This is a genomic window from Streptomyces sp. NPDC048521, from assembly GCF_043199855.1.
Lineage (GTDB): Bacteria > Actinomycetota > Actinomycetes > Streptomycetales > Streptomycetaceae > Streptomyces.
Genome location: NZ_JBICWR010000009.1, coordinates 57,789 through 80,237 on the forward strand (window position 1 = coordinate 57,789; position 22,449 = coordinate 80,237).

Below are 22,449 nucleotides of genomic sequence, written 5' to 3' on the forward strand. Positions count from 1 at the left end.
CACGGACAATTCCGCGCCGGTTCCGCGACAGCTGCGGGCCGTGCGCACCTTCGCGTACGACAACACGGTGACCGAGCGGACGTGGCGACCTGAGCCTGAAGGGCCCCGGCGAACGTGGGTAACGATCGGCGGCGGTAGCTAGGACCGTGCCGGGACACCGGGGCGACGGCCATCACCTGGACCTGCGCGACGCCGAGATACGACGCGCCGTCAAGAATCCGGCCGGCGGGGGAGAAGCGACCCCGCCGGCCCGGCGGTGCTCCGTCGGGTGACCGGCGCGGTTGCGCGCCGGTCACCGAGCGAGTGCCGGGAACAGGCGCGCGCCCGTCACCCTTCGAGGGACACGTACAGCCGCGTGCCACCGGGCCGGAAGCCGACCCGTTCGTACACGCGGCGGGAACCCTCGCCCGAGTACTCCAGCCATACGGACCGTGCCCCGCGGCCGAACATGGTCTCGGCCAGCGTGGCGGTGACAGCGGCGGCTATGCCCCGGCCGCGGTACGCCGGGAGGGTGCCCACACCCGCCAGTTCCGCGGTGCCGTCGGCGGGTGCCGAGCAGAGGGCCCCACCAGCGCAGCCGCCGTCCGGAGCACGGACGAACCGGACGGCCCCGCCGCCCTCCTCGGTGTGCCGCAGCCGCGCGGCGCTTTCCGGGGAAGGGGCCCATTCACCGCCGAACGCCTCGGAGAGCGCGGTGTCGATGGCGCTGTAGTCCTCGTCGGTGGCCGGAGCCTCCACGCGGAGCGCCGCGCCGTGGCCGACCGGCACGGCCAGCGTGCCGGGGGTGCAGACCAGGTACTCGTGAACCGCCTCCGTGCCGAACCCGGCCCGGCGCAGCACGGGTTCGACGGCGGGCGCGGCGTCCGGCGCGAACTCCAGCCGGGGCTTGAGGCCGCGCTCGCGGAACGCGGCGATCAGGTCGGTGACGTCCCGGTCGGTCGGTTCGGCGCCGGGGACAGGCGTGGCGTAGTTGATGTACGGGCTGGTCGTCGTGGGATCGAACCCCACGACGAAGCCGCCGACTTCGCGCGCCTGAGGGCGGCGCAGGAGGTTGGTGACGGCAAAACTCTGGACATCGGTGTGCACGATGAAGACCTCACGGTGAAGGCGGCCACGGGCCGTTGGAGCCGGGCGTGACCGGGCATACGGGAACGACCTCGGTGAGCGAGGTGGCGGTGTACGGAACACCGCGTCGTCGGGCCGCCGTGAGGAGACACGTCAGGCACCGGAGAACGCTGCCGATGGGCAGACGGCTCAGTGCCGACGGCGGCCGCTGTGGGACGCCGCAATCATGGGCTTCATTCCTTCGTGATGAGAATGGCGGTGGGGTACCGCTGCGCAGATCTTCTCACAGGCGGCGCCCGGCTGGTGGCCGGGCGCCGATGTCCGTCGGGTCAGGCCGATTTCGTGACGGCTCCGCCGAGAGGTGCCGGGCGAAGCACCGGACCGCGCTGCGGCAGCCCGCACGCCACCGACCCGGGCATCACCCCGGCCCACCCTTTCCCGCCTGCTCCGTTCCGTCGGTTCGGCGCAGTTCGAGCAGCAGGGCCTGGTCGGGGTTGAGCGTGGGCATGGGCAGGCCGGCGGCGGTGAGGACCGTGCCGGGCACGGTCAGCCGGCCGTCGAGCGCCGCGGGCAGCCAGGCGGGGCCGGACACCTGGTGGAAGGACGGCAGGCCCAGCTCGGTGCGCACCCGCACCCGGTAGGTCGCCTCCGGGGCGAGGCCGGGCAGTTGTACGCGCCCGTACTGGCCCTCGGGTGAAGTGGCCACCCGTGTCCAGCAGTAGAGCGCGGCCGACCGGTCGTGCGCCACGACGCCGTGCAGCAGCGTCGCGTCTTGGGCGAGGTCGGCACGGACCGTGCGGCCCGCGTGGAGCAGGGGGCGCAGTTCGCGGTGGAGCGCGGTCCACGCGGTGAGTCGGGCGAGTTCCTCGGGCGAGCAGCGGGTGAGGTCCTGTTCGATGCCGGCGTGCCCGAACAGCGCGGTGATCAGCCGCAGTGTGTCGGAACTGACGCGGGCGGTCGTGTGGCTGGTGCCGGGGCCGACGTGGGTGCCGACCAGTTCGGGCGGCAGCAGTTGCGCGGTCCAGCGCTGGACGGCCTGGCGCTCCACCGGGTCATTGCAGTCCGACGCCCAGATCCGGTCGGTGCGGGCCAGGATGCCCAGGTCCACTCGCCCGCCGCCCGCGGCGCAGCTCTCGATCTCGAGCGCGGGATGACGCTGTTTGAGGGCGTCGATCAGCCCGTAGAGGGCGTGTACCTGGGCGTGCGCCACCGGGCGGTCGGCGGTGCCGTGCACGGCCTCGTGCAGGTCCCGGTTGTGGTCCCACTTGAGGAAGGCGATGCCGTACGTGTCCACCAGGGCGTCCAGTGAGCCCAGCAGATAGTCCCGGACCTCGGGGTTGGACAGGTCCAGTACGTGCTGGTGACGGGCGGACGGGCCGGTCCCGCGGGCGGGCCCGAGTACCCAGTCGGGGTGCTCCCGCGCCAGGTCGGAGTCGAGGTTGACCATCTCCGGTTCGACCCACAGCCCGAACTCCATGCCGAGCGAGCGCACATGGTCGACCAGAGGGGTCAGCCCGTCGGGCCACACCCCGGGGTCGACGGTCCAGTCCCCCAGCCCGGCTTCGTCCGAGCGGCGCCCGCGGAACCAGCCGTCGTCCAGCACGAACCGCTCGACACCGACCTCGGCGGCTCTGTCGGCCAGCCGCAGCAGCCGGTCCAGGTCGTGGTCGAAGTACACCGCCTCCCAGCTGTTGAGGATCACCGGGCGGGGGCGGCGCGGATGCCCGGGCCGGGCCCGCAACAGGGTGTGGAAGCGGTCGGCGAGCCCGTCGAGTCCCTGGTCGGACCAGGCGAAGTGACATACGGGCGTGGTGTAGGACGCGCCGGGAGCGAGCCGGATCTCCCCGGCCCGCAGCAGTTCGCCGCCGCCGAGCACCCCGGCGTGGACGCCCGCGCCCTCCGGGAGCTGCTCGACCAGGTACCGCTGGTCGCCGCTCCAGGCGACGTGCGCGCTCCACACCTCCCCGGTGCGGAAGCCGAACCCGGGCACGCCGACCGTCACGAGGTAGGGCGAGTCGTGGCCGGACTTGCCCCGTCGTACCTGCCGTGCGTAGCTGCCGAAGCCCAGCGGCCGTCGTTGCGGGGAGCGTTCCCGGCTCCACTTTCCGGTGAAGTCCAGGATCTCCGTGGCCCGGCGGGGCAGCGGCAGCATCGTCGTGACCTGGGCCAGATCGTACGGTGCCGGGTCGGCGTCCGGTCGGCGGGCGAGGCGGGTCCGCACGCCCAGCACCCCGGAGGGCTCCAGCCGGTAGGTGACGGTGACGTCCAGCCCGGCTCCGGCGTCGGTGAGGTGCACCGACAGCTCGCCGCCCTCGTCCTGCGGGTGGTACGAGACCTCGGACAACTCCATCCGGGGCGCGGTGTAGGCGCCGGCCAGGTGGCCCTCGTGGGCCGGCGTGCCGGACCAGCCGTCCGCTTCGGTGGGCCAGATCGTGAAACGGCGGGGGACGTCGACGGAGTTGTTGAGTACGGCGGGTTCGGCGGTCAGGGCGAGCGCCGCCTGCGCGTCCTGCGACAGGTCGCCCAGGTCGGCCCCCCAGTGCAGGACTCTGGGCACCGGCTCGGTGAGTTCCACGACGAGAGCGGTGCCTGCCGCGCGCAGGGTGCAAATCCGCGCGGTGGTGTCCGACATGCAGAGTCCTTTCGGATCGCCCGGCCGCCGGAGGGACCCTGGTCGTGGGCCCGGTCCGGCGGCCGTACTGAGACAGCGGGGTGGGGTGGTTCAGTCCTTCGCGAGCAGCGTCTTGCTCTTGCTCTGCATGTCGGCGAAGACGGAGTCGTCCTTCTGCCCGGCGAAGTACGCCTGGAACAGGGGCTCCAGGGCGTCCTGGAGGGCGGCTCCGTTGCCGTAGACCGGCGAGGGGTAGAGAACCTTGTTCTTCATCATGTCCGTGAAGACGGACAGATCGACGCCCTTCGCGGCCAGCGCCTTCGCCGAGGCGTCCATGGCGGCGGCGATCGAGGGGAAGAAGGTGCCGCTCTGCGCGGCCTTGGACTGGCAGGACTCGCTGCCCATGTACGAGACCCACTTCCAGGCCAGGTCGGGGTTCTTGGTGCCGGCCCAGATGTTGTTGCCGTTGGAGTTGCTCAGCACGGCCCGGGTCCTGCCGTCGGGTCCGTAGGGGGTGGGGGCGATACCGACCTCGATGCCGGGGATCTTCACGAAGGTCGCGGCCTCCCACGAGCCGGCACTCTCCATGGCGACCTTGCCGGAGGACAGCAGGTCGACATCGCTGACGCTGTCGGTGAACTCCCCGAGCCGGGGCGCGTACCCCTTCTTGGTCAGCGAGCGGATCCAGTCCATGGTCTTCACGAACCGCGGGTCGCTGTAGTTGAACACCGTCGGCCAGGTGGGCTTGTCACCCAGACGCCAGCCCGTGGTGTCGACGAGCGGGCTCCACGTGGTCTGTCCGATGAAGTCCTTGGCCGCGACCTCCCCGTAGCCGAAGGTCTTGACGTGGGACTTGTCGAAGCCCGGCTGGTCGCCGCGGCGTCCCTTGGTGTCGACGGTCAGGTGGGCGATCATCTTGCCCAGGGTGCCGCCGTCGTCGGGGTTCCAGTTCAGCGAGTCGACGTCCTTCTCGGTGTACCCGGCCTTCTTCAGGGTCTCCTCGTTGTAGTAGATGCCGGTCGCCGCCCAGTCCAGGGGCAGGGCGTACTGCTTGCCGTCGGTGAACTTCCAGGCGTCCACGCCGACCGAGAAGCGGGACAGGTCGAACTTGTCCTTGGAGATGAAGCTGTCGAGCGGCATCAACTGGTGCTGTGAGGCGTACGCCTGGAAGAACTGGACGCTGTTCTGGAAGGCGTCGGGCGCGTTGCCGGCCACGAACCCGGCGGTCAGCTTGGTGAAGTAGTCCGCCACGTTGTATTGGGTGATCTTCACCGAGACACCGGGGTTGGCCTTCTCGAAGTCCGTGGCGCACACCTTGTACGCGGCGGCCTGCTTGTCGTCCCAGGTCCACCAGTTGACGGTATGGGAGCCGCCGGCGGAGGAGGAGCCGGAGGAGCAGGCGGAGACCACGGCGGCGAGGGTGAGCGTGGCACCCAGGGCGACGGCCTTGCGAACTCCCTTGATTCTTCTCATCTTTCCTTCTTTCCGGATGACGCGGGAGGTGCGGGGGACGGCAGCACCTGGGGTGGGGACGACGTCTTGAGGAGCGCGCCGAACGCGCCGAGGGCGATGGCCAGGTCCTCGGGACCGCCGGCGTCATGGCCGTTGAACTCCCACAGCCGCAGCTGCTTGGGACCGGCGTAGGCGTGGTACGCGGCGATCGCGGTGACCGGCGGGCACACCTCGTCGCGCAGCCCGGCGGAGAACCAGGCCGGGGCGGTCGCGCGGCGGGCGAAGGCGAGCCCGTCGAAGTAGCTGAGTGTGGCGAAGGTCTGCTCCACCCGGTCCCGCCGGGCCCCCAGATAGCCGACGATCTCGGCGTAGGGGTCGGCGTCGGTGAGCCGGGTGGCCTGCCGGATGTCGCACAGGAAGGGGGCCTGGAAGTGCGCGGCCGTCAGGTCCGGGACGAGCCCGGCGACCGCGAGGGCGATCCCGCCGCCCTGGCTGGGGCCGACGACGGCGATCCGGGCCGGGTCGACGAGGTCGGTGCGGCCGCGCAGCGCTTCGACGGCGCGGACGGCGTCCGTGAACACCCGCCGGTAGACGTAGGTGTCCTTGTCCTCGATGCCGCGCGTGAGGAAGCCGGGGTGGGCGGGGCCGCTGCCGACCGGGTCGGGCGTTGCGCCGCCGCCCGCCCAGGCGGCCCCCTGACCGCGGGCGTCCACCAGCAGATGGGCGTAGCCCGCGGACGCCCACAGCAGGTCGTCGATGGGAGCACCGCGCCCGCTGCCGTAGCCGTGGAACTGGACGACGGCGGCAAGCGGCCCGGTCCGCTGCCGGGGCACCCGCAGCCAGCCGCGGACCGGGTGGCCGCCGAAGCCGGGGAAGACGGCGTCGAAGACGTCGACCGTCTCCAGGCCGGTGGCGACGCCCGTCAGCTCGAGCGAGGGCTCCCGCTCGGCACGGGCCTCGGCGAGGGTGGACCTCCAGAAGGCGTCGAAGTCGGCCGGCTCCCGGTAGGCGCTGCGGTAGGCGAACAGCTCGGGGACGTCCTGCTCGGTCAGCACGGCACCGGCCCCCCTCCCGGCCGCAGGCCCGCGTCGAGGGTGACCTGGCCGCCGACCGGGAGACACACCTCGGTCTCGCGGTCGCCGTGACGGATCCGCACGGGCTCGCCCGCGTCACCGGCGAGCCTGCGCACGGTGACCGTGGTCGGGGCGCCGTCGCTCCAGGTGAAGTCGACGGCGAGGCCGCCGCGACAGCGCAGGTCCGTGGCCTGACCGTCCGGCCACTGCGCGGGCAGCGCGGGCAGCAGGTCGAGGGTGCCGGTGTGGCTCTGCAGCACCATCTCGGTGAGGGCCGCCATGAAGCCGTAGTTGCCGTCGATCTGGAAGGGCGGGTGGGCGGAGAAGAGGTTCGGCAGCAGTCCGCCCCAGCGGGAGCCGTCGACCGGGGCGTCGGCCGTCGGGTCGCCGTCGAGCGGGCGGCCGGCCTCCAGCAGAAGCCGGCGCGCGCTCTCGGCGTCGCGCAGCCGGGCCCGCAGAGCGATCTTCCACGCCCAGGACCAGCCCATCGCCCCAGGACCGCGTCGATCCAGCACCTTGCCCGCCGCGGCGGCCAGTTCCGGGGTGGTGTCGGGATCGACGAGGCCGAGGGGGTGCACGGCGATCAGGTGCGAGAGGTGACGGTGGCGGGGGTCGGCCTCGGGCAGGTCCTCGGCCCACTCCTGGAGCCGGCCGCCGGCCGAGACCCGCAGCGGGCGCAGGCGGGGCAGTGCGACGCGTATCTCGTCGGTCAGGGGAGTGTCCAGGCCCAGCCTCTCGGCGGTCTCGAGCGTCCGTTCGAAGGTGGTTCGGATCAGCGCCATGTCCATCGTCGAGGAGCGGGTCAGGGACCTCGGGGTGCCGCCGTCGAGGAAGAGGTTCTCCGGGGAGGTGGACGGAAGGGTGTCCAGGAATCCGGTGCCGTCGTCGACCAGCCAGTCGAGGAGGAACTCGGCGCAGCCGCTGAGCAGCGGCCACGCCCGTTCGCGCAGGAAGCCGAGGTCGCGGGTGAAGTCGTAGTGGTCCCACAGGTGCTGGGACAGCCAGGCGCCGCCCATCATCCAGATCGCCCATGAGGGGTTGCCGTGTCCCATGCCGACCGGCAGCGCCCAGCCCCACATGTCGGTGTTGTGGTGCGCCGTCCAGCCGCGGGCCCCGTACAACTCCCTTGCCACGTGGCGGCCTTGGGTCGCGAGGTGGTCGAGCAGGTCGAACAGCGGCTCGTGGCAGGCGCTCAGGCCGGCCGCTTCGGCTCCCCAGTAGTTCATCTGGGTGTTGATGTTGACGGTGTAGTTCGACGACCAGGCGGGGCGCAGGTCGGCGTTCCAGATGCCCTGGAGGTTGGCAGGGGGGCCGGTGCGCGGGCGGGAGGCGGTGGCCAGCAGGTACCGGCCGAACTGGAACAGCACGGTGGCGGTCAGGAGTTCGTCGTCCCCGCCGAGGATGTCGCGGACGACGTCATAGGTGCCGCTGCGGCGTGGCCCGATCCGCAGCGCGGTGCCGCCGAGCAGGCCGCGCACGTCGGCCTCGTGCGTCTTGAGCAGGCGGTCGGCGCCCTGGGCGGCGGCGCGCGCGGCGGTGTGGCGGGCGTCGGCCAGATGGGTGGCGCGGTCCACGGCGTCCTCGCCGCGCCAGTGCCGGCCGGCGCTGGTGGAGCTGGCGAGGGTGAGCAGCACGTGGGAGGCGCCGGTGACGTGCAGCCCGTCGTGAGCCCCGGTCACCTCCCCGTCGGTGTGCAGGGCGAGGGCGAGGGCACCGAAGGGGTCGTAGCCGTCGAGGGGGCCGTCGGCGTACCGCAGGGGCTCGGCGACACCGGGTTCGTGGGCGGGTGCCCCGTCCACCGGTATCTCGATCCCCAGGGTGAGGCCGTCCGGCGTGGTCGAGCGGTGGGCCTCGCGCAGCGGAGTGGACAAGCCGACGGACAGGTCCACGGTGCCGCCGTCCGCGTCCAGTGCCGTGCACAGGGTTCCGGTGACGGCGTCGGCCCAGACCCGGCGGCGGACCGTGGTGCGGCCGAGTTCGAAGTGCTCCTCGGCCACGGCGGTGTCGAGATCGAGGGTGCGGCCGCGGTAGGAGGCGTCCTCGCCGCCGGCCACGGTCAGGTGGAGGTCGGCGTAGGGCAGGTACTCCTGGCTGTAGGGCCCCTCGAAGGCCATCAGCAGTGCCTCGGCCCGGTCCTGGTCGCCGGAGCGGAGTGCGGCGCGGACCTCCTCGAGCCGCTGCGGGCCGGCGCCGCCCGCGCGGACCGCGGCGAGCGCGGCGGCCGGGCCGCCGGGGGTGCCGGACCACACGGTGGAGTCGTTGATCTGGATACGGGCCCGATGGGCGCCACCGAAGACCATCGCGCCGAGCCGGCCGTTGCCGACGGGGGCGGCCTCGGTCCAACGGGCCGCGGGCGCGGGCCACTTCAGCACCAGGTCGCTGGGATGCATGGCTGTGCCGTCCAATCGAGGGGGCGATCGAGGTGGGGCGGTCGAGGGGGAGCGCCGGTCACTTGAGGCCGGAGAAGCCGATCGAGTTGACGACGCGTTTGCCGAAGGCGATGAAGAGCAGCAGCATCGGCAGCGCCGCGATGAGTGCCGCGGCCATCAGACCCGCCCAGTCGGGAGCGGCCTGCGGCGAGGACTGCTTGAAGACACCGAGCGCGAGGGTGAGGGGCTGGACCTGCTGGTCGTTGGTGATCAGCAGCGGCCAGAAGTAGTCGTTCCAGGCGTTGACGAACATCAGCAGTGACACGGTGGCGATCGGCGCGGACGACATCGGCAGGATGATCCGGAGGAAGATCCGCAGCGGTCCGGCGCCGTCGAGGATGGCGGCCTCCTCGACCTCGCTGCTGAGGCCCAGCATGAACTGCCGCAGGAAGAACAGGGTGAACGCCTGGAAGAGCGCGCCGGGCAGGATCAGCCCGCCGAAGGTGTTGGACAGCCCCAGGTCTTTGACGAGGACGAAGTTGGGCAGCAGCGTGAACACGCCGGGCACCATGAGCGCGGTGATGAGGATGTTGAACACCAGGTTGCGGCCTCGCCAGTGCAGCCGGGAGAACGCGTAGGCGGCGGCCGCGGAGAACAGGACGATCAGCACCGTCTGCACGGACGCGTAGACCAGCGAGTTCCGCAGGTACAGCGCGATGTCGAGGGAGGCGCCGGAACCGCCCTGGGCCTGTGCCTGCGCGGTGGAGGCAAGGCCCAGGGCCCGCTCGAACGCGCCCCAGGTGAAGCCCACCGGAAGCGGTGAGGAAGGGTCGGTCGCCAGCTTGTAGTTGTTCGACAGCGCGGTGCGCAGGATCCAGTAGAAGGGGAAGAGAGTGACCACGACGACGACGCCGAGGTAGATCCACGCCGCGATCTTGCCGGGGGAGACCCCGCGGGAGTCCTTGCGGCCCGGCCGGCGCGCGGTGGCCGTCCGGCCAGGGGCGAGGGTGACAGCCATGACGGCCTCCTTCAGTTCAGGTCGGATTCGTTGGCACGGGCGAGCCGCAGCTGGGTGAAGGTGACCGTGATGAGCAGGGCGAGCAGGGCCAGCGACATGGTGGCGGCGTAACCGAAGTCGAACTGCCGGAACGCCTTGTCGTAGATGTACATCTGCAGCACGTTCGAGGCGTTGGCCGGTCCGCCCCTGGTGGTGACCTGCACGATGTCGAACACCTGGAACGAGTTGATCACCGTCAGGACGACCACCATGACGAGGATCGGACGCAGCAGAGGCACCGTCAGCGTGCGGAACATCTGCAGCTCGCCGGCGCCGTCGACCCGGCCGGCCTCATAGATCGTCGCCGGGATGGTCTGCAGCCCGGCGAAGATCAGCAGGGCGTAGTAGCCCATCCACTTCCAGACGCTGATGGCGGCGAGGGAAGGGATCGCCCATCCACCGCTGCCGAAGAAGAGGATCGAGTGCCCGGTCAGGTGCCTGAGGAGGATGTTCACCACGCCGAGTTGCGGGTCGAGCATCCACTGCCAGACCAGGGCGGCGATGACGTTGGAGATCAGGAACGGCAGCAGGATCACGCCGCGCAGGACGGACGACCGCGCCACCCGGTGCAGTACCACCGCCGTCACCAGGGAGATCACGGTGCCGAAGGACACGGACAGGGCGACGAAGTAGACGGTGACGAGCAGGGAGTGCCAGAAGACCTCGTCACCGAACATCTCGTGGAAGTTGGCCAGTCCCACCCAGTGCGGCGGGCTGAGGACGTGGAACTCGGTGAAGCTCAGGTAGACGCCGCGGAGCGTCGGGTAGGCGGAGAAGGCCGCGAAGCCGGCCACGGCGGGCAGGATCAGCAGCAGTGCGACCGGCAGATCCCGGCGGCGGGCCGCCGCCGACCTGGTCGGGGCGGAGCGTCCCGGCCGGCGAGCGGCGCGGACCTTGCGGACGAGGGGGGTCCGGCCGGCGCCGGTGGCCGTGGTGGCCACCGCGGCGGACTCCGGTGCGACCGGCGTCGCGGGGTTGCCCTGTGATGTGACCACCACGGCACTCTCCTTGGGTGTCAGGCGGGCGGAACGCTGGGAGGAGCGGGACGGACGGTCAGAGGGTGATCCGGTCCACGTCGGAGGCGTAGTCCGAGGGGTTGCCGAAGGTGATCGTGTTCTCGCCCGCCTTCAACGGCACGGGCACGGTGATCGACTGCGGTTGTCCCCAGTTGTTGTCGTTGCTTCCGGGCAACGGCAGCTGGAAGGACCTGTCGCCCGCGGTGACGACGATCGTGCGGCCGGAGGAGCCGTCGGTGTAGTCGAGCTTCATCAGGTACGTGCCGTCCCTGGGCGCCGTGACGTGGTTGATCGCCACGGATCCGCCGCCGCCGAGATTGCCGGCCTTCTTGCCTCCGGAGCAGGCGGAGCAGTCCGAGACGGAGGCGTTGCCGCCGAGGGTGTTGCCGGAAGCCTCGGCCTCGTACGAGACCGGTCCGCCGGCCGCCGGCGTCGTGACCGTGACCGCCTTGCTGGGCGCTGACGTGCGGCCCCTGGCGTCGTGGGCGACCACGGTGAAGGAGTAGCCGGTGCCGGCGCCGAGACCCTTCAGGGTGGCGGAGGTGCCGGTGACGGTGGCCGCCTTCGAACCGTTCGCGTAGACGTCGTAACCGGTGGTCTGCGTACCGGTGTCGACCGGGTCCCAGCCGAGCGAGACACTGCCGGCGGTGGACGCGGTGCCGTGCACGGCGAGCGGGACACCGGGGTGGCTGCCGGTGCTGCTCGGGGTGACGCGCAGCAGGCGCGAGCCGTGCGGCGGCAGGTTGTCGGTGAAGGAACCGCCCACCGAGCCGAGGTTCTTGTGGCTCCACAGGTCGCGGACCGCGGCCTTGCCGCTGATACCGAGGTCGCTGAAGTCGGCGGTCACATCGGCGTAGCCCTTGCCGAGGTTGAACAGGGCCACGGTGTAACTGCCGTCGGTGTTGCGGGCGTACCACACCTGCTGGGGGGTGTCCTGACTGACCGGCTTGGCCGGATTCCCCGCCTGGTCGACCGCGATGACCTCGTCGTTGGTGAGCAGCTTCAGGCCGTAGGGGTCGAGCTTGGTGAGGTCGTCACCGACGTACAGCGGAGCGGACTCGATGGCCCACAGCGTCATGTAGCTCTGCCGCTCGACGTTGTTGATGCCGTCCATGACGCCGACGCCGACGTCGAGGGAGTCGAGGTTGTTCCAGTGGCCGGGCCCGGCGTCCGGGATCCACTGCACGACGTCGTTCCAGCGCTGCTTGACCGAGTTGTTCCAGGTCACGAGCGTGTCGCAGTAGCACTCGACGTCGGTGTCGACCCGCCAGCCGTTGGAGTTGGCCTTCCAGACGTCGGCCTGGTTGTGGCTGAGCGACCAGGACAGGACGAACTCGATGGGACGGCCGGTGTTGTGCAGCGCGGTGTGCCACGCCTTGATGTCGGGGACGTTGTTGTGCGCGTCGTCACCCTGGTTGGAGCCCGGTCCGACACCGTCGATCTTGAGGAAGTCCACGCCCCAGGAGGCCAGTTCGTCCGCGATCGACTGGATGTACTTGGTGGTGCAGGGGCTCGCGAAGTTCAGCTGGTAGGAGACGTTGTCCCAGCCGCTGGTGGTGCGCAGGTCCGGGTAGACGATGTCCTTGGTGGTGCAGCCGGGCGCGTCGAAGATGGGCGTCCTGCCGTCGTTGTAATAGTCCTGGTACAGGCCCACCGCCAGGTAGAGGCCGAACTTCAGCCCCTTGCGGTGCAGTTGGTCGCCGACGTACTTCATGCCGTGCGGGAACTTCTTGAGGTCCGCGGTCGGGCGGGCGTAGTCGTCCGAGACGTTCTTGCCGTTGTCGACGTTCCAGCCGGCGTCCACGTTCACGTAGGTGTAGCCGTGGGACTTCAGCTTCGCGGCCAGGACGTCGGCCTGTTGCAGGACATGTGACTCGGTGAGCCAGTTCTCCCCGCCGTAGCCGGGGAAGTTGGTGGATTCGAGGCTCCAGGTGCTGAAACCCATGTACGGCTTGGCCGCCACGACGTCCGTGGCCGTGGTGCCGGTGGCCTGGAGACGGGGGGCGTCCGCGGGGGCGTCCGCGGGGGTGGCGGCCCGCGCGGCGGCGGGCACGGCGAGCGCCGCCGCGAGCGCGGTGACACAGGTGAACGTTCTGAGACGTGCGGGTCGAGCTGGACGAGTCATGGAGGTACTCCGTCAGGGCGCGACTGCAGGCGGTCTTCCGCCTGAGTGATCGAGGATGCCGGGAGCCTCTCGGTGGTGGTCGTCCCGGAACAGCACCGAGGGGATCGCTGAGACCAACGGGGGAGTGGGTGGGGGCCACACTCCTCTCCGGCGCGTAACCGTCCCGTCCGCCCCGACGAGGAGTGCGGTGAATGTAGGCCCGGTTTCCTTCCAGCGTCAACATAGTCGGCAAAGGGAGATATCCGATGTCTCCTTGCCACGGACCGGCTCACACGCCTGATGACCCCGCACGACCTGCGGTTTCCGACCCATACATAGGACGAAAACGCTCCTTGTCTTAGTTTCCAAAGGAAAGGTAAGGTCCCCGTATGACCCTCGCCGACCAGCCTCCCGCGGCCGCCTTGGTCTTCCAGACCCTGCTCCAGCACGGTCCGCTGAGCCGGGCCGACATCGGACGGCGGACCGGGCTGACGCCGGGAGCCGTCACCAAGGTGGCCACCCCGCTGATGAACGACGGCTGGATCACCGAGGTGGGCAGGCCCGCCACGGAGCGGGTCAACGGCCGTCCGGCGACACTGATCGCCGTACGGGCCGAACGCGCCCGGTTCGCCGGGGTGAAGGTCACCGCGGAAGAGCTGATCGGCGTGCTGACCGACCTGACCGCCCAGCCCCTGGCCTCCCTGCGGGTCTCCCTCGACTCGCGGGACGTCGGCACGGTCGTACTGGCGATCGCCCGACTGGCGCAGGAGCTGCGGAGGGCCGCGGGCATGGAGAGCACCGCCCGGCTCCACGGCATCGGCGTCACGATCTCGGGCGACGTGGACGGACAGCTCGGTACGGTCCAGTACTCACCCTTCCTCGACTGGCGCCGGGTGCCGCTCGCCCAGCTGGTCGAGTCGGCCACCCGTATCCCCACGGTCATCGAGAACGACGTACGGGCCCTGACCGTGGCCGAGCAGTGGTTCGGCGCCGGCGCCGGCCTGTCGACCTTCGCCCTGGTCACCGTCGGCGCCGGCATCGGCGCGGGGCTCTCCATCGGTGGCCGGGTCGTCTCCGGGGCGCACGGCGTGGCGGGCGAGATCGGACACCTCCCGGTGAGCGGCGTCGAACGCGTCTGCACCTGCGGCAACACCGGCTGCGTCGAGGCGGTCGCCTCCACCCCCGCGATCACCGAACAGGTCCGGCAGGCTACCGGCGACCCCACACTGACCATGGACGACGCGGTGCGCCTCGCACACGCCGGAGACCCCACCGTCCGGGCGGTCTTCACCCGCGCCGGCCATGTCATGGGCCTGGCGCTGGCCTGCGTCGCCAACCTCATCGGCCCCGAACGGATCATCATCTCCGGTGAGGGGGTGGCCTCCTACGATCTGTTCGCCGACCGCATCCGGCGGGCCTTCGCCGACCACGCGTTCGGCGCCGCCGCGGACTGCGATCTCGTGGTCCGCCCGCTGCCGTTCGAGGAATGGGCCCGTGGCGGCGCCGCGGTCGCGGCCCAATGCGTGTTCGCCCCCACCAGGTAGGCCCCCTCCCCTCGACGCGAGAGCGGCGCCGGAGTACCTCCGGGAACGCGCGGCGTGCGCCACTGCGCGGTCAGGGCCACGGTCTCGTCAACCAGCCGGCATGCACAGCCCCAAGCTCCCGCACGTCGGACCTGGAGCCCGGTGAGACTGCCACCGCGCGCCGGCCCGGGGCCCAGGTCGGCCGTGCCGTACGGCGCGCCGCCGCAGGGGCGGAGGGAATGTTCGCCGGCCGGCTGTGGTTGGGAAGAACGTGGTGGTGAAGGGGACAGTGTCCCCGGGCCTCACCTATTGCCTGCGGGGACGATCGTTCGGCTGAAGCCCCGCAGAGCCTTTCGCCGCGTAGGCGACCGCCCTTCACCACCACATGACCGCGGGTCCGGCCCCGGTCGGCGAGCGTGCCGGCCGGGGCCGTCTCGTGTCGGGGCGGGCGCCGTGCCGCCGGTCGAAAGGGTGCGGCGGCGGAATCAGGCGGAGATTTCGTGAAACGCCGGGTGCCGACCCCGCACGAAGCGGAGCATGCCGAGTACGGCCCGGGCTGACGGCATCTCACCACAGGAGTCGCGGATGAAGCGTCTACGGAGAACACGGCTGCTGGGCCTCGGCGTCATGGCGCTGATGCTCGGCCTGGTCGCCGCCCCCACCGCACAGGCGGCACCGGCCGAGGCGGCCGCCGCCCCCACGGCAGCGGAGTGCAGCGGCAGCTGGGACGGCAGGACGTACTGGGCCAAGAGCCCCTCGGGGCAGAACGGCGGCGGCTACGCGCGCACCTACTGGAACTCCTCGACCAAGCGGAACTGCGTGAAGTTCTGGTCCAGCCCCTACGACGGCCTGGCATCGAACATCACGCTGTACCTCTTCGACGAGAGCGGCGACTACGCCTCCGACCCGCCGCGGGAGCACCCGGTCAACTACCACTACTACGCCGGACCGCTCTACACCTGGTTCGACTCGACCGGTCAGTGCATCCACGTGACCGGCTCGCTGGTCCGGGGCGGGGTGACCTACCGCCTCGACACCGGGGAGATCCGGTGCGGCTGATCCGCCGTCGCTGAACCCGGCCGGGCGGGACATCGGGCCCCGGCGGACCCGCCGGGGCCCCACGAGCTGAGCGGTCCGGCCCCGGGGCGGCGCCGGCAGCCGGGGCCCACGGGGTCCTCGGCATCGCGATCACTCTTTCCGCTCAGCGCACCCTTCTGAGCGCACCCCTTCCCTCGGCTCAGCGCACCCTTCCCCGCGGTTTCAGCGGTACGTGCGGCAGTTCCGGCGCGGGCAGCGGATCCCCGTCGTAGCCCTGCACCTCACCGAATCGGTCCCCCTTCATCCAGTCCTCGCGGGCCTGTACGACCTCTTCGTGCGACCGGCAGATGAAGTTCCACCACATCACGATCTCCTCCCCGAAGGGCGGTCCGCCGAGCAGTACGAGACGGGCGGTGCCGTCCGAATCGTTGGTGAGGGTGAGGGTGTCACCGCCGTCGGGCACATAGCCCAGTTCGGCCGGCCGGAGCAGGGTGCCGGCGGCGCGGACGTCGCCCTGGTCGACGAGGACGCCGTGCTCGAAGCCGGGGTCGACCCTCAGGGTGAGCGTGGCCTGCGGCTCCAGGACGATCTCGGCGCCGAGCAGCGGGGTGAAGGTCCGCACGGGCGAGACCGCTCCGGCGAGGGAGCCCAGGAAGACCCGCAGCACGGCACCGTCGAGGCGCACCGGCTCGGGCACGTGATGCTGGAAGTCCCGCTCGGTGTGCCGGTGTTCCCCGGGGAGCGCGACCCAGAGCTGGACTCCGTGCAGCACGGTGGTGCGGGGCGTGGAGACCTCGGAGTGGGCGATGCCGTGGCCGCCGGTCATCAGGTTCAGCTCGCCGGGCCGTACGAGGGCATGGCTGCCCAGGCTGTCCCGGTGCTCGATCTCCCCGCTGAACAGCCAGCTCACGGTCTGCAGCCCGGTGTGCGGGTGCGGGGCGACGTCCATGCCGCCGCTGCGGGCGACGTCGTCGGGGCCGTAGTGGTCGGCGAAGCACCAGGCACCGATCAGGGAGCGGGTCCGCTGGGGCAGCGTGCGCCGTACCGTCATCGCGCGGGGGCCGCCGAGCGGCACGTCGCGGGGAGTCAGGATCTCCACCCGCGCGGCCGTGTCCGGCAGGCTTCCCTCGGCGGGGGAGCCGCACCGCATTTCGGCGGGCCTCGCTTCGGTGTTGCTCACCAGAGCCCACCTCCCATCCGTGATAGTTTCAAATTCAACAATTGCGCCTGATCATAGCCCCGAATCCGGCTCCACGCACCCGCGGGGGCGAGGGGGCGGCGGCACCCGGAGGAGTCCAGCTTGACCAGTCCCGTCCCGCCCGGTACCCCCCGGCGGATCTACATCGACAAGCAGAGCCCCAAGGCGTACCACGCTCTGGTGCAGACGTCCGAGGCGGTACGGGCGGCCGCCGCCGACGCCGGCCTGGACCGCGTCCTGGTCGAGCTGGTCAACCTCCGCGTGTCGCAGATCAACGGCTGTGCCTACTGCCTGCACGTGCACACCCGCGCCGCGCTGCGGGCGGGCGAGACGCCCCAGCGCCTCGGCGTGCTCGCCGCCTGGCGGGACACCGACCTGTTCACGCCCGCCGAGCGGGCCGCCCTGGCGCTGGCCGAGGCGACCACCGCGGCCGCGGACGGCGCCGCGCAGGACACCGCCTACACCGCCGCACGCGAGGTGCTCAGTGACGACCGGATAGCAGCGGTGATCTGGGTGGCCGTCACCATCAACGCCTTCAACCGGGTCTCGATCATGAGCAGGCATCCGGTCCGCCCGGAGCAGTGACGGCCGGCTCCTCCAGCCGGCAGGTCTGCCGGGCCGGCTGAGGGTGGCCGACGTCCCGGCGGCCGGCCGTACCGGTCAGACGTGGCATGAGGCGTGTCGACGCTGGTCGCCCAGCGTTCCGCGCAGGCGGTGAGCGCGGCTCGCGGGGCCCGGGTCTCGCCGCGGGGACCGCTCCGGCGAGCGGCCGGCTCACCGGTCCACGGTGCCGTACGCGCCCTTCGCGGGGCGCAGGAATCCGGACCAGCCGCCGTCCGGTTTCTCGCCGACCTGCAGAGTGCGCAGCCTGGCGAGGATGCCCGGGTCCTGGGCGTCGAGCCAGTCGACGAACTGCCGGAAGGAGACCAGACGTACGTCCTTCCGGCCGGCGATCCGCTGGAGGGCCTCCTCGACCGCGTCCATGTAGATGCCGCCGTTCCACACCTCGAAGTGGTTGCCGATGAACAGCGGCGCCCGGTTCGTCTCGTACGCACGCTCGAACCCGGCCAGGTAGGCCTGTGCCGCCTGGGCGCGCCAGTAGGGGTAGTTGTACGAGGGCGCCCGCGTCGAGGTCTTCGACTGGTTCGCCAGCATGTTGTAGTCCATGGAGAGCACCTCGAAGGTGTGCCCGGGAAAGGGGATGCTCTGCAGGGGCAGGTCCCAGACGCCCCGCCGCTTCCGCGGCCAGCGTTGCAGGCCGCCCGGTGACGAGGCGTCGTAGCGCCAGCCCAGTTCCCGCGCGACCGGCAACAGGTTCTCCTGCCCGAGCAGGCAGGGGGTGCGGCCGCCGACCAGTTCCCTGTCGTAGTCGAAGGGCAGCGGCGGTTCGTCGCGCCAACCGGTGTGGGTGCGCCAGGACCTGACGAACGCGCGCGCCTGCTCGATCTCCGAACGCCACTGCGCCGGTGTCCAGTCGGCCACCGATCCCGGGCCGGCGCAGAAGTGCCCGTTGAAGTGCGTGCCGATCTCGTGGCCGTCGAGCCAGGCCTGCCGCACGTACCTGAGCGTCTCCTTCAGGTGCGCGTCGGTCAGGTAGCCGATGTCGGAGGCGCCGGCCGGGTTGTTCGGCGGCCGGTACAGCCGCTTCTTCTCCTCCGGCAGCAGATAGAGGCCGGACAGGAAGAACGTCATGTGTGCGCCCTGGGCGCGGGCGAGTTCCAGGAACCGCGCGAACAGGCCGGTGCCGATCTCGCCCGCACCGTCCCAGGAGAACACGACGAACTGCGGCGGGGTCTGACCGGGTTCGAGCGCCGTCGGCGGGTCCGGCTGGTGCGGCTGCCGTCCGGTGTACGACGTCGAGCCGTCGCCGATCAGCCGGGGCGGCCCACCCGGCGCGCCAAGGGCCCCGGCACCCGCGAGGGGATCGTCCTGTCCTCCGCGGGCGGCCAACGAGACGGCGGCCACACCGATACCGGCGCCCAGGCCCAGGCGCGCCACGCCCCGTCGGCTGATCCCACTCATCGCCCTCCCGACCCGCGCCCGGCCAGGACACGTTCGTGCTCCTCGATCGGTGGCCTCTCAGTCGGGAACAATAGAGCGGATAAGAAGATGAATGAGCTGATTTGGTACGGCGTGGCGTGCGCGACTTTCCTCCGCGGCGGCCGTCCCGGAGTGCCGTGCCCGCCAGGCGCCGGCGGGTGCTCGCGCGCGGATGCCGGCGGTGCGCACCTGGGGGCGGTGGGGGGACGGCGGCGCGGAGGGATGCGTGGCGGCTCGGCTCAGCGAAACGCGGCGATGTTGCGTGCGGCCCAGGCGGCGAACGGGGTGGCGGGGCGGTCGAGCAGGCGCTCCACGTCCGTGCCGGCCGCCCGCTCCTCGGGGGTGGGTTCCCCGAGAATGGCCAGCGTGCCCTCGGCGACCGCACGGGGCATGACGCGCATCATCTGCGCCCGGGCCTCCTCGCGGCTCTGCTCCACGAACGTCACCGGTTCGCCGAGCGCCTCGGCTATCGCGGCGGCCCGCTGCCGTGGGGTGGTGCCCGCCGGGCCGGTGAGTGTGTATGTGGCGCCGTCGTGGCCGTCCTCACGCAGTACGGCCGAGGCGACCGCGGCGACGTCGCCCGGATCGACGAACGGCAGGGCCACGTCGGCGAAGGGTGCGGCCGCGATGCGGTGCCGACGGACCGGTTCCGCCCAGGCGAGGGCGTTGGACGCCATCCCGCCCGAGCGCAGGACGGTGAAGCCCAGCCCTGATCCGGCCACGGCCGCCTCGAAGGCCGCGGCGTGCGTGTACGCCTCCGGTCGGGTGCCCACGCCCTGCGAGGACAGCAGCACCACCTTCGTGACCCCGGCCAGAGCGGCCTGGCGCAGCACGCCGACCGGATCCTCGCCCGCCACCAGCAGGAACAAGGCCTTGGCGCCTTCCAGTGCGGGGGCGAGGCTCCCCGGCTGCCCGAGATCGGCCGCGAGGGCCCGTACGCCCCGCGGAACGTCCTCGTTCCCGATCCGCCGCGCGACGGCGGTCACCGCCCCCCCGGCCGCGATCAGTTCGGCGACCAGTGCCCGCCCGACGTTCCCGGTGGCGCCCGTGACAACGATCATGAGATTCCCTCCCGAGTAAGTTAGCTGACTAACTAAGTCGGGACGATAGTGTGCGCCGCCTGCCTCTGTCCATCCGTTGACTATCCTCAGTCAGGTGACTGACTCAGAATCCGCCGCGGCAGTCGAGGCGCCGCGGCCGAGACGACCCCGGCGGGGTGGCAAGCGCGAGCGCCTGGTGAACGCGGCCGTCCAGGTCTTCCATGAGCAGGGCGTCGAGAAGACCACCCTCGGCGACATCGCCCGCACGGCCGAGGTGCCCCTCGGCAACGTCTACTACTACTTCAAGACCAAGGACCAGCTGGTCGAAGCCGCGGTGGACGCCCACTGCGACCGGCTCGGCGCGCTCACCGCCCGATTGGACGCGCTCCCGGACCCGGCGGCCAGGCTGAAGGCGCTCGTCGCCGGCTGGGTCGAGCAGCGAGAGACGGCAGCCCGCTTCGGCTGCCCTTTCGGCACCCTCGCCACCGAACTCGACAAGCGCGACGACGATCTGGGCCAAGCCTCCGCGAAGGTCATGCGCGCCCTGCTCGACTGGGTGGAGTCCCAGTTCGCCCAGCTCGGCCGCTCCGACGCCCCCGCCCTCGCGGTCGAGCTCGTCGCGGCCTACCAGGGCATGTCGGTCCTCACCCATACCCTCCGGGACCCGGATCTGATGGCCGCGCAGGGCGAACGGCTCCAGTCCTGGATCGACCGGATCGCCGGACGGTAGGACGGGCGGCAGGGCAACCGGACGGGCCGGCCCGGACAGGTGACGGGCCGGCCCGTCGGCGGGGACACCGCGCCCAGGGCTTCAGATCATCGGGCCGGCCCCGGCCCCGGCCCACGCGCTGCGGGACGCACTGACGTCCGACTGGGGAGAGCCGCCGCTCGTCACCGCCCCCTGAGCGGGCCTCACGTCGCCTGGTGCTGTTCCTCGGCCGGGACCGGCAGCACGACGATGCGCTGGACGGCCCGGCTGAGGACCAGCACACCCAGGACGATCAGCACGGCGCCGCAGGCCTCCGGCACGAGCCACCATCCGGTGCGGATCCGCTCGTCGAAGAGTGCGATACCGAGCGTCAGGCTCACCACGGCGTCACCGATGGTCAGCGCGGGCTGGGCCGCGGCGAGTGGACCGGCCTGCAGCGCGTTCTCCAGCAGGAGCACGGAGGCGACGCCGGCGAGCGCGAACCCGTACGTCTGCCAGGACCGCAGGAACGCCGTGAAGCCCTGGTCGGCGAACGTGCCGCTGGCGGACTTCAGCAGCGCGGCGGTCAGGGCGTTGCCCGTGGCGGAGGCGGTGGCCAGCAGTGCGGCGCGCCGGGAGGGCGGGCGTCCCCGGCCGGCCAGGAGAACGGCCACCACCATCACGCCGACACACAGGAACAGGGCCGGGATCCACCGGGCGAGGGGCGCGTGATCGGTCGCGCCGTGCGGGGCGGCCGCGATGAGCAGCACGGCGAGGCCCGCCACACAGCCACCGACACCCCACCAGCCCGACGGTGGCAGCCGCCGGTGCATCAGCGGGGCCGCGACAAGCAGCGCGAACGGCAACTCCAGGATGAACAGTGGCTGGACGAGTGCCAGCGGGCCGTTGACGAGGGCCAGGCTCTGGAACAGCGCCGCGCAGATCACGCCGGCCATGCCGATCATCCAGATGGGCCGGTGCACCAGCTCCGCGAGCAGCCGGATCCCGCCCTTGCTGCTGGCCGAGGCCGCCTTGCGCTGGAACGCGGTGCCCACGGCGTTGCTCGCCGCTCCCGCCACGGCGAACGCCGCGGCCAGTTCGATCACGACCGTCTCCCGCCTGCCGGGCAGACCTCCGGGAGGAGGATCGGGCACCTTCACCTTACGAAAGGCGGCGGCGTCATGCCCGGTGCAGCCGTGGGGACAGGATGACCGCCCGGCCGCCGCTCGTGCCGTGCTGCGGGCGTCGGTGGGCCGACGGGAGGGTCGGTGGCGCCCGCGTCGAGCCGGTCCCACGGCACGCGGGCAGGGGTCCGGACGAGCGATACGGCCGAATCCGGGGTACCTGCCCGACGAGCCCGGTCGGGCGAGGGACTTGGAGGAGTGCATGGCTCAGGCGGTCCGCGAGATCATGACGTGCAATCCGGTCGCGGTGGCGCCGGAGACCCCGGTGTGCGCGGTCGCGGCCCGTATGCGCGACGAGGACATCGGCGCGGTCCTGGTCTGCGCCGGCGACCGGCTGCGCGGACTGGTCACCGACCGGGACCTGACCGTGCGGATCCTGGCCGAGGGCGGCGACGTCAGCGGGCGGACGGTGGCCGAGGCGTGCAGCAGCGAGCTGGTCACCGTCGCCCCGGACGACGACGTGGACCGTGCCGTGCAGCTGATGCGGGGCAAGGCGCTGCGCCGGCTGCCGGTCGTCGAGGACGGGCGCGTGGTCGGGATCGTCGCCCTGGGCGATGTGGCCGTGGAGTACGACCCCGAGTCCACGCTCGGTCTCATCAGCGCGGCAGGCCCCACCCGGTGACCGCCGGGCGCGGCCACCCGACAGCTCGGGAGACGGCCAGGTCGTCCGCGTACACGGCGTACGAGGTCCCTGCGCCCGCGGTCCCGACGCAGCTGACGCCGAGGTCGGCGTACGGCCCTGTATCCGGCCGCTCGGCGTGTACGAGGCAGGGGCCTCAGGGGGCAGATGCGGGTCAAGGTGGAGCCGCCGTGTGCGTGTTCCGTCGAGTGGCCGACGGGCCCGACCCCGGTGCCGACGGGGCACTACGCCAAGGAGAGCACTCCCGCCCCCTTCGGGGTGTTCGCCGAGGCGACCGGGGGTACCTCGGAGAGGCCGTGGACCGGCGTCGGAAACCGGAGCCCGAGCCACGGTCGTGATCCTCCGGCCCAC

The 22,449-nt window shown here is 71.7% G+C and carries 17 protein-coding genes; 5 read left to right on the top strand and 12 right to left on the bottom strand.

Features of this window, described 5'->3' with window-relative positions; all coding sequences use genetic code 11:
• Window positions 1-327 precede the first annotated feature (327 nt).
• From ACGFRF_RS21615 to ACGFRF_RS21650, 8 genes are all read right to left on the bottom strand, one after another.
• Window positions 328-1,086 (bottom strand): GNAT family N-acetyltransferase, encoded by a 759-nt coding sequence (locus ACGFRF_RS21615; RefSeq protein ID WP_393742230.1) that lies wholly within the window; start codon window positions 1,084-1,086, stop codon window positions 328-330.
• A gap of 397 nt (window positions 1,087-1,483) precedes the next feature.
• Window positions 1,484-3,697, bottom strand: a complete 2,214-nt coding sequence (locus ACGFRF_RS21620; RefSeq protein ID WP_393742232.1) for an alpha-galactosidase — start codon at window positions 3,695-3,697, stop codon at window positions 1,484-1,486.
• A 90-nt stretch (window positions 3,698-3,787) separates the two neighbouring features.
• A complete protein-coding gene (locus tag ACGFRF_RS21625; protein ID WP_393742234.1) occupies window positions 3,788-5,149 on the bottom strand; it encodes an ABC transporter substrate-binding protein in 1,362 nt (453 codons plus the stop codon).
• Complete coding sequence (locus ACGFRF_RS21630; protein WP_393742236.1) at window positions 5,146-6,183, bottom strand: acetylxylan esterase; 1,038 nt, start codon at window positions 6,181-6,183, stop codon at window positions 5,146-5,148. The genes ACGFRF_RS21625 and ACGFRF_RS21630 overlap by 4 nt, the downstream gene beginning before the upstream one ends.
• Window positions 6,177-8,591: a glycoside hydrolase N-terminal domain-containing protein gene (locus ACGFRF_RS21635; RefSeq protein ID WP_393742237.1), complete on the bottom strand. Its 2,415-nt coding sequence runs from the start codon at window positions 8,589-8,591 to the stop codon at window positions 6,177-6,179. The genes ACGFRF_RS21630 and ACGFRF_RS21635 overlap by 7 nt, the downstream gene beginning before the upstream one ends.
• Before the next feature lie 58 nt (window positions 8,592-8,649).
• A complete protein-coding gene (locus ACGFRF_RS21640; protein WP_393742239.1) occupies window positions 8,650-9,588 on the bottom strand; it encodes a carbohydrate ABC transporter permease in 939 nt (312 codons plus the stop codon).
• 11 nt (window positions 9,589-9,599) lie between these two features.
• Window positions 9,600-10,625, bottom strand: coding sequence for a carbohydrate ABC transporter permease (locus ACGFRF_RS21645; protein WP_393742241.1), 1,026 nt, complete (start codon window positions 10,623-10,625; stop codon window positions 9,600-9,602).
• Between the two features lie 55 nt (window positions 10,626-10,680).
• Window positions 10,681-12,768: a fibronectin type III domain-containing protein gene (locus tag ACGFRF_RS21650; RefSeq protein WP_393742243.1), complete on the bottom strand. Its 2,088-nt coding sequence runs from the start codon at window positions 12,766-12,768 to the stop codon at window positions 10,681-10,683.
• A 368-nt stretch (window positions 12,769-13,136) separates the two neighbouring features.
• Between ACGFRF_RS21650 and ACGFRF_RS21655 the strand changes: the two genes are divergently transcribed.
• Together ACGFRF_RS21655 and ACGFRF_RS21660 are read left to right on the top strand one after the other, a co-directional pair.
• Window positions 13,137-14,291 carry an ROK family protein gene (locus ACGFRF_RS21655; RefSeq protein ID WP_393742245.1) on the top strand — a complete coding sequence of 385 codons (1,155 nt, stop codon included), beginning with the start codon at window positions 13,137-13,139 and terminating at the stop codon, window positions 14,289-14,291.
• Window positions 14,292-14,855: 564 nt separating this feature from the next.
• Window positions 14,856-15,329, top strand: a complete 474-nt coding sequence (locus ACGFRF_RS21660; RefSeq protein WP_393742247.1) for a hypothetical protein — start codon at window positions 14,856-14,858, stop codon at window positions 15,327-15,329.
• A 178-nt stretch (window positions 15,330-15,507) separates the two neighbouring features.
• On the opposite strand, the gene ACGFRF_RS21665 is transcribed toward ACGFRF_RS21660, so the two are convergent.
• Window positions 15,508-16,488, bottom strand: coding sequence for a pirin family protein (locus ACGFRF_RS21665; protein WP_393742249.1), 981 nt, complete (start codon window positions 16,486-16,488; stop codon window positions 15,508-15,510).
• A 120-nt stretch (window positions 16,489-16,608) separates the two neighbouring features.
• Here ACGFRF_RS21665 and ACGFRF_RS21670 point away from each other — a divergent pair, with 120 nt between their 5' ends.
• The gene (locus ACGFRF_RS21670; protein ID WP_393742251.1) at window positions 16,609-17,091 is read left to right on the top strand and encodes a carboxymuconolactone decarboxylase family protein; all 483 of its coding nucleotides are present in this window, start codon (window positions 16,609-16,611) and stop codon (window positions 17,089-17,091) included.
• A 189-nt stretch (window positions 17,092-17,280) separates the two neighbouring features.
• Here ACGFRF_RS21670 and ACGFRF_RS21675 read toward each other — a convergent pair whose 3' ends face one another.
• On the bottom strand, window positions 17,281-18,528 hold the full coding sequence (locus tag ACGFRF_RS21675; RefSeq protein WP_393742253.1) for a hypothetical protein: 1,248 nt from the start codon (window positions 18,526-18,528) through the stop codon (window positions 17,281-17,283).
• Between the two features lie 257 nt (window positions 18,529-18,785).
• Window positions 18,786-19,607, bottom strand: a complete 822-nt coding sequence (locus ACGFRF_RS21680) for an NAD(P)H-binding protein (protein ID WP_393742255.1) — start codon at window positions 19,605-19,607, stop codon at window positions 18,786-18,788.
• A 94-nt stretch (window positions 19,608-19,701) separates the two neighbouring features.
• Here ACGFRF_RS21680 and ACGFRF_RS21685 point away from each other — a divergent pair, with 94 nt between their 5' ends.
• Complete coding sequence (locus tag ACGFRF_RS21685) at window positions 19,702-20,316, top strand: TetR/AcrR family transcriptional regulator (RefSeq protein ID WP_393742257.1); 615 nt, start codon at window positions 19,702-19,704, stop codon at window positions 20,314-20,316.
• Between the two features lie 182 nt (window positions 20,317-20,498).
• Here ACGFRF_RS21685 and ACGFRF_RS21690 read toward each other — a convergent pair whose 3' ends face one another.
• Complete coding sequence (locus ACGFRF_RS21690; RefSeq protein WP_393742682.1) at window positions 20,499-21,380, bottom strand: DMT family transporter; 882 nt, start codon at window positions 21,378-21,380, stop codon at window positions 20,499-20,501.
• Between the two features lie 280 nt (window positions 21,381-21,660).
• On the opposite strand from ACGFRF_RS21690, the gene ACGFRF_RS21695 reads away from it, so the two are divergent.
• Window positions 21,661-22,080: a CBS domain-containing protein gene (locus ACGFRF_RS21695; RefSeq protein ID WP_393742259.1), complete on the top strand. Its 420-nt coding sequence runs from the start codon at window positions 21,661-21,663 to the stop codon at window positions 22,078-22,080.
• The last annotated feature ends 369 nt before the right edge of the window (window positions 22,081-22,449 follow it).